A 2813-nucleotide genomic window follows, 5' to 3' on the forward strand; every position below is an offset into this window, starting at 1 on the left:
GTTTGGAACACTCATTTCGATACAGGCACAAATTTTATTGATGTTTACATCAACTACCTCAGAAAGAAAATAGACCGAGATTACCCCAATAAACTGATACACACCAAACCTGGATTAGGCTTTATATTTAAATCAGAATAACCACGCTGATGAAAATCCGTAATAAACTAAGTCTCCTCTTCACCGCAATAATAGCAACCCTGCTGTTTGTTTTTGCAATGGCAGTATACCTATCCTACAGCCAAAACAGAGAAGACGAGTATTACAAGGAACTGCACAAAATTGCCATTACAAAGGCTAACCTGCTGCTCGATGCCAAAGTAGAGCCATCGGTTCTTCAACTCATCTACAGAAACTCACAAAATGTATTGTTTCAGGAAGAGGTGGCCATATACGATACCTCATTTCACCTTCTTTATCATGATGCTGTTGATATAGACAAGGTAAAAGAAAACTCAAATATGATCCACAAGATCATAGCCGAAAAACAAATACAGTTCTATCAGGGAAAAATGCAGGTAATTGGCCTATTGTACCAGCATAAAAATGGCAATTACGTAATTACCGCAGCAGCAACCGATCAGTATGGTTACGCCAAACTAACAAACCTGAAATACACATTAATTGTAGCCTTTTTCATCAGTATAATCCTCATTTACTTAGCCGGGCAGTACTTAGCCAGCAGGGCGTTAAAACCTGTTTCTGATATGGTAGATGAGGTGGAAGAAATAACGGCTACCAATCTCGATCTTCGCATTAACGAGGGCGGCGGCAAAGATGAAATTGCCGAACTGGCCGTTACCTTTAATGCAATGTTAAACCGCTTAGAGAAGTCTTTCGATGCCCAAAAGGAGTTCGTATCCAATATTTCCCATGAACTGCGCACCCCGCTAACAGCAATGCTTGCCGAGCTTCAGCTTACTTTAGGTAAAGAACGCCAAAATGCTGAGTATAAAGAATCAATACAGCATGCAATCAGCGATGCGCAAAAAGTAGTGCGCCTATCCAACAGCCTGCTAGACATGGCTAAGGCAAACTACGACCATACCGAAATTACATTTAAAAAACTCCGTCTCGATGAAGTTCTTCTGGATGCCAGAAACGATGTATTGCACACCTACCCCGACTATAAGGTAAACATCATATTCGAAAAAGAAATAGAAAACGACGATTCCATTTCCGTAAAAGGAAACGAATACCTGCTTAAAGTGGCCTTTATGAACCTGATAGAAAATGGCTGTAAATTCTCTGCGCAACACGAATGTACCATTGCCATAACCTACCACATGGATCATACCATATTAAGATTTCAGGACAATGGAACAGGCATCTCTGCCGATACAGTTTCAAGAATATTTGAACCATTTTATCGGGGTCAGAATCAGGAATATGCAGCCGGAAACGGAATTGGACTATCTCTTACAAAAAAGATCATAAACCTTCACCAGGGTACAATAACTGTAATTTCTGAACTGAACCAGGGCAGCGTATTTACCATCGAATTGAAGCATGCCTAAGCAACCATTAAAATTCTAATGGTTTTCTAATAACATTCTAAAACTACTCTAACCTTCCCTCCCAAGAGCTCTCAATACTTTTGCGGCACATTAGAAATAAGTAGTAATCTTAAACTATTATGCCATGACATTACATGAGATCGCCGTAAAAGACACAAGCCAGTACCTTCAAATCCTGGACAGCAATGAAAACGGATTTTTAAACCCCTTTATTGGAATTTTAATTGTACTTGCTATAATTTCATTAATAATGGATGTAATTCTGGCCGATCCGGGTCAGGAAGAGTATAAAACTGTAATCGTGGTAAGCATTATGGTGATGCTCAGCTCTCTGCTCAGGTTTACACAGGAATACCGCAGCAATAAAGCCGCTAACCAGCTAAAAAGCATGGTTAAAACCACTGCAACAGTTTTAAGACAGCCCAGCGGAAAAACAGAAACAGATATTAAAGACCTGGTTCCGGGAGATATTGTTTTTATAAGCGCCGGAGACATGATCCCCGCTGACTGCAGGATCATACAATCTAAAGACCTGTTTATCAGCCAGTCCATATTAACCGGTGAATCCTTACCTGTAGAAAAAAGCAGCAATCCGCTTAAAACCACGGACAACAGATCAACCCTCGACTTCGAAAATATTTGTTTTATGGGCACCAACGTGGTAAGCGGTACAGCAAAGGCTATTGTTGTAAACACCGGCAACCTAACCTATTTTGGATCTATAGGCAAAGCAATTCTGGGCACACGCACCCAAACCAGTTTCGATAAAGGCGTAAACAAAGTGAGCTGGCTGCTTATCCGTTTTATGTTCATTATGGTTCCGCTGGTATTCTTTATCAACGGTTTAACTAAGGGCGACTGGATGCAAGCGCTTCTGTTCGGGATTTCTGTAGCTGTTGGCCTTACCCCGGAAATGCTTCCAATGATTGTTACTGCCAACCTTGCAAAAGGTGCAATAAACATGAGCAAGCGTAAAGTAATTGTAAAACGACTTAATGCCATACAAAACATAGGCGCTATGGATGTGCTGTGCACCGACAAAACAGGCACCCTTACAATGGACAAAATTATACTGGAGCGTCATCTTAACGTATTTGGAAAAGACGACGACGAGGTGCTAAAATGGGCCTATTTGAACAGCTATCATCAAACCGGATTAAAAAACCTGCTTGATATTGCCATTCTGGAACATGCAGAATTAAAAGATTTCATTAAAACAGATAACTATCAAAAGATTGATGAAATACCTTTCGATTTTAACCGCAGAAGGCTAAGCGTTATACTCGGTACAGATAC

Annotated in this window: 3 protein-coding genes; all 3 read left to right on the forward strand. The window is 40.5% G+C overall.

The features are described 5' to 3' along the window. The coding region (locus tag AC1DDX_RS27155) for a winged helix-turn-helix domain-containing protein (RefSeq protein WP_477623001.1) at positions 1-141 on the forward strand (141 nt) is incomplete at its 5' end. A gap of 8 nt (positions 142-149) precedes the next feature. Beyond that, positions 150-1517, forward strand: coding sequence for a sensor histidine kinase (locus AC1DDX_RS27160; RefSeq protein ID WP_337714860.1), 1368 nt, complete (start codon positions 150-152; stop codon positions 1515-1517). A 124-nt stretch (positions 1518-1641) separates the two neighbouring features. After that, on the forward strand, positions 1642-2813 hold a 1172-nt coding region (locus tag AC1DDX_RS27165), incomplete at its 3' end, for an HAD-IC family P-type ATPase (protein WP_477623000.1).

The sequence above is a fragment of the Pedobacter sp. 10L46_2 genome (assembly GCF_056395165.1).